The organism is Nocardia sp. NPDC051900, from assembly GCF_044452545.1.
Lineage (GTDB): Bacteria > Actinomycetota > Actinomycetes > Mycobacteriales > Mycobacteriaceae > Nocardia > Nocardia sichangensis.
In genome coordinates this window covers 1-4,578 of the sequence record NZ_JBITBU010000060.1, presented here as the reverse complement: position 1 = coordinate 4,578, position 4,578 = coordinate 1, and the positions used below count along the sequence as shown (strand labels likewise).

The 4,578-nt window shown below is 66.9% G+C and carries 5 protein-coding genes and 1 pseudogene; all 6 read right to left on the bottom strand.

Annotated features, from left to right (window positions below):
• On the bottom strand, positions 1 to 187 hold a 187-nt coding region (locus tag ACIA5H_RS37505; RefSeq protein ID WP_397081081.1), incomplete at its 3' end, for a glycoside hydrolase domain-containing protein.
• Positions 184 to 384 carry a hypothetical protein gene (locus ACIA5H_RS37500; RefSeq protein WP_397081079.1) on the bottom strand — a complete coding sequence of 67 codons (201 nt, stop codon included), beginning with the start codon at positions 382 to 384 and terminating at the stop codon, positions 184 to 186. The genes ACIA5H_RS37500 and ACIA5H_RS37505, both read right to left, overlap by 4 nt.
• A gap of 13 nt (positions 385 to 397) precedes the next feature.
• Positions 398 to 1,480, bottom strand: coding sequence for a hypothetical protein (locus ACIA5H_RS37495; RefSeq protein WP_397081077.1), 1,083 nt, complete (start codon positions 1,478 to 1,480; stop codon positions 398 to 400).
• A 42-nt stretch (positions 1,481 to 1,522) separates the two neighbouring features.
• Complete coding sequence (locus ACIA5H_RS37490; protein ID WP_397081075.1) at positions 1,523 to 2,422, bottom strand: hypothetical protein; 900 nt, start codon at positions 2,420 to 2,422, stop codon at positions 1,523 to 1,525.
• 8 nt (positions 2,423 to 2,430) lie between these two features.
• Positions 2,431 to 4,137, bottom strand: coding sequence for a hypothetical protein (locus ACIA5H_RS37485; RefSeq protein WP_397081073.1), 1,707 nt, complete (start codon positions 4,135 to 4,137; stop codon positions 2,431 to 2,433).
• A pseudogene (locus ACIA5H_RS37480) lies at positions 4,134 to 4,578 on the bottom strand (hypothetical protein); the annotation flags it as partial. The gene ACIA5H_RS37485 and the pseudogene ACIA5H_RS37480, both read right to left, overlap by 4 nt.

The following is a 4,578-nucleotide window of genomic DNA, read 5'->3' as shown; positions in this document are numbered from 1 at the left end:
ACGTCTCCCAGTTGGAGACGATCTCGATGCCCGCGGCGCGCAACGCGTCGGCTTCCCACGGCAACAATTGCTTGCCGGGCAGGCTCGGGCCGCCACTGGACAGGTAGCGGACAACGAACCGGTAGCCGTTGGCCTTGATGGCGTCCGGATCCGGGCGTCCGCCTGCGTAGTCGAGTCCGAGAGTCATGTCATATCACCTGGTTTCGTTGTGCTGAGATCGGTCGAGAGGCTCGGCACGCGCGGGTTGTGTCCGACGTCGGCGTGCACGGCGTGTCCGCGCTGGTGCCCGTCGATGTAGCCGCGTGTCCATGTGGAGCTGCCCGCGTCGTCGGGGTCGTAGGTGATGGCTGTCTCGCAGTCGGGGCACTGCCAGGTTTCCGACATTCGGCTCCTGTTCTCAGCTGAAATGTGTGGTGATCGCGAGTTGCGGGCCGCCGCCGTTGCCGCCGTTGCCGTTCTGGGCGAACGTGTTGAAGCCGCCGCCGCCCCCGCCCCCGCCGCCGGGAAATCCGCCGTCGCCGCCGCGGCCGCCGTTGGTGCCGGCGGTCTGCCCGCACGCGCCGCCCCCGCCGCCGGATGCGGGCCCGCGCAGCGGTGAAGCGGGCGAGGTGCCCGCCGCACCGGCGTTGCCCGATGACGCACCGCCCGCACCGCCCGCTGTCCAATGCCCGCCGCCGCCCGCTAGACCGGGAATCGCGCCGGTATTCCAGCCGCCCGCGCCGCCGTGGGCGTCGTTGAGTTCGGTACCGAATCCGTTCGCACCGTTGGCGCCGTAACCGGATCCGCCGCTGGGCAATCCGCCGAAGCCGCCGCCCCAGCTGAACAGGGTGGTACCGCCACAGGTGATCGTGCAGGTGCCACCGTTGCCCCCGACCGTGTTGTCGGTGGTCGCTCCCGCACCGGCGGCGGCGAGCGTGATAGTCAGCGTCGTCGAGGGCAGGTCGGCGACGCGCATCGTGACGCGGGTGTAACCGCCTGCGCCGCCGCCGCCCGCGCCGTTGCCCGATCCGCCATTGACGAGCCCGCGGCCGCCGCCGCCGCCCGGACCGACGCACTCGAAGTCGACGGTCTTGCCGTTGGTCGGGATGGTGAAGTTGTAGGTGCCCGCCCCGTTGAACAGGTTCAATGCCGGTGCGCCGCCGAGCGTCTGCACCTGCGTGTTGAGCTGCGAGACCGCGGGCGCGACGTCGGCGGGGTTGGTGCTGGCGGATCCGGTGATCGGGCCGGTGACACCCGAGGCGACCGTGTGCACGCCACTGTTGGCGGTATCCGCCGCCACCTGCGCGGAAGCGGCGTCAGCGATCGCCTGGTTCGCTTGCGCGACGAGATCCTCGCCCCATTGCTGCAGGAACCCGAACGGCCTGATCTCGATACCGAAAATGTTGATGTCGACATTCGCCAGCGCCGCGCACACGTTCGCCAGCAGCAGATCTTTCATGGCCTCGCCGACGCCGGCCATGAATTGCTTGCTCAGCGCCAACTAACAGCACCCTTTGATCAACAGGGCGCCGTTCGTCTTCAACTAGACCGCGTCCAGGGTGATGCGTAGTTCGCCGAGCTGCTGCGATGTCGTCCAGGCGGCCGACCCGTACTGCCGCACCGCGCTCAACACGATGCGCTGCGCGGGCGCGCCCGCGACGACGGATGCGGGTGGCGAGGTGTCCGACGGCGACATTGCTGTCGCCCCACCGAAATACGGTGTGATGTTCAGGTGCACGCTGGCTGCGGACTCTTGGCCGCGGCCATAGCCGATCAGCACACCCGAAGTCGAGATCGTCGCGTCCGGAGTGGTGAGCGGACCTATCCGCACCTCGGCGTCGATGCGCATACCAGCCGCGCCGGTCACCTCCAGATCACCCGAGATGCGCGGGCGGTACCGATAGGTCTGCGACGGGATGGTAATCGCGGCGACGATGTCGCGTGCGCCCGACGAGGATTCGTTGAGCGCAGCGAACGACGTGCCCGGAAGCACGTAGTAGGGCGTCACCGGGTGGTACGTCACCCACGCGACGAGACCGCTGGATCCGCTGTAGACCGGGATCTGTCCATCCGCAGGACTATTCGAGAAATCGGAGCTGCCGAGAATGTGGCCGGCCGCACCGATCGTGCCGGGCTGTCCCTGCGGCAGTGACAGTGCCATTGTGTAGTGTGCGGCCTCGCCCGGGCCGCCCGGATCGACCAGCGTCAGCGTGGCCGATGCCGGGGCGCCGGGGTCCAGCGTCGCCACCGTGACCGAGTCGATGACGGCGGGTAGACCCGGGTCGCCCTGGGCGAGGACGGGGAAGTTGCCCCAGCCACCGGCGGGTGTGAGCGTCAGCGTGGCGACACCGGTGCTCATGACGTCGTTGATGTTCGGGAACCAGATTGTGCCGGTCCACGTCGCCGAACCGTCCGGGTTCAAAACCAGTGTGGGCGAGGGCAATGCAACTCCTAGTTCTGCGCCAGACTGGCGGCCTTGACGATGTCGAACAGGCTCGAGATGCGGCGCATCATGCGCGCGGCGGGTGCCTCGAGGGCGGACTGGTCGCCGACCTTGGCGATGATCTGAATCCGATGCGTCCGGTCGTCGGTGATGGTCGCCTCGGTGCAATAGTCGGTGTAGATACGGTTCTTCCGGATCCAGCTCACGGGATGGCCGATGCCGTAGTCGCCGAACATGCGTCCGAACAAATTGCCGCCGAAGTTGTACGGGTATCCGTCCTGCATGACGAGCTGGAAACTGTGGTATCCGCGCGTATCCCACAGCGCCGATTCCAGGATCACCAGCGCATCGAGCGTGTAGGCCGCCGATCCGGCTTGCGCGAAATAGTCGGGGTAACCGAATTTGTCGAGCCGGATCCGCCGTAGCTCGTCCTCGATCTGCTGGTAGGCGAGAAAGACGTTGTCGAGTAGCCCGTCGAGGAGGGTCGGTGCGATACCGGATGCGCCGAACGCCGCCAGCAGCATGCTGAGCATCCACTCCAACATGAGGTCAATACCTTTGTTGACCCAATCCGGCGATTTCCCGCCTGTGAGTACGCGGTAGGCGAGCGGATGGTGCGCGACGACGTGACTCTCTTTGATGCCCGAGCGTGGGCCGTCCTCGAGCACCACCCACGGCGGTTTCGCGTCCAGGCCGAGCAGGTGCGCGAGGATCCCGGACCCGTACGGGTTGGTGGCGTCGGTGGAGTCGCTGTCGGCGACGTCGGCGCCGGAGACGAGCAGCAGGATCTCGCCGAGGATGGTGTCGATGAGGTCGACGGCGAGACCGATCAGGCCATCGAGCGCCGTGCCGGTCAGGCCGGTCACGTTCGTCATGTCCTTGACGTCGACGACGATGCACGACTCGGTGAGCGTCATGCCCCACTCGGCGAGCCCGAGCGGTTGCGGGTCGCCGGGCTTCCACAGGTCCGCGGTCAGCATCAGACCGCAGTCTTTTAGCGTCTGCTCGACGGCCGCGGCGACGGTCGTCATCTTGCAGACGATCGCTGTCCACTTCGAGGTGTCGGTGATCGGATTGGTCGGTACGACGACGATCGGCAGCGCCAATGGACCGAGGTCGAGCAGTGAGCCGATGTAGGCGGCCGGATTCAGGATGTTGTTGGCGAATTCGAGGATCGCGCCGAGCAGCCCGGATTGCCGCAGCACGCACTCGGCGACCATTTCCTTGATGTTGGTGACCGCGGGCCCGATGAACACGGCTTCTTTCGGTATCTGCGCCTCGATTGGCATCCACCACGCCGGGAAAACGATGAGTTTGTTGAACCAATTCCAGTCGCCCAACAATTGCAGCGTGACTGTGGCGACGCCGTCGACATAATCGTCGGCACAGGTGTCGACGCGCCCGGACCACCGCCATCCGTTCGGCAGCCCGATCGTCACGGGAACGACCGTGTAATAGCAGCGGGAGGCGATCTCGACGTAGGGATCGTCACCTTTCAGCACGATCGTCGCCGGAGACACCCCGTTGCGTTTCGGGGTGACGACGCACGAGATGTAGTCGCCGCACTCGCCCAGCGGCGCGGCTTTCGGATCATGGAATGTGACGATGAGTTGCGCGCGGCCTTCGGGCTGCTCCTGCACGGCGGCGCGCTCGTTCGCGAGAGTGAATGCCTGCCAGTCCGGGACCTGCGTGAGGTCCATCGGCGGGGCAGTCACTCAGGCCACCGCCGCCAGGGGGTGAGCGAGCTGATCGCCGAGGTGACACCTGCGACGGCGCCCGTGACGGTTACCGGGATCCGCACCACCGCCCCGGCCGCGACCGGTGTCGAGAACCGGCCCGACAGCCGGGGGTAGATGTTCGCGCCGGTGTTGAGCTCGACGACGCTGCGGCGGTTCGGAATCGTCCTCACGCGAGCCACCTCGCCGACATTGAGCGGCAGCGTGATTCGGCGCGGCCCACCGTTGTCGCCGATCACGAATGTGCCCGGGCCCTGTAGCAGATGCACCGGCCAGCCGTCTTGATCACCGCGGTTCCATACCTGCGTGAAGTTGGGCGGCGCCTTGCCTGCCGGGTCGGCGAGCGTGGTCGCGTTCGAAGCGACCAGTTTCGTCGAGATCGAATCGAACGACACCCAGAACGGGAAGTCGGCGCGCGCC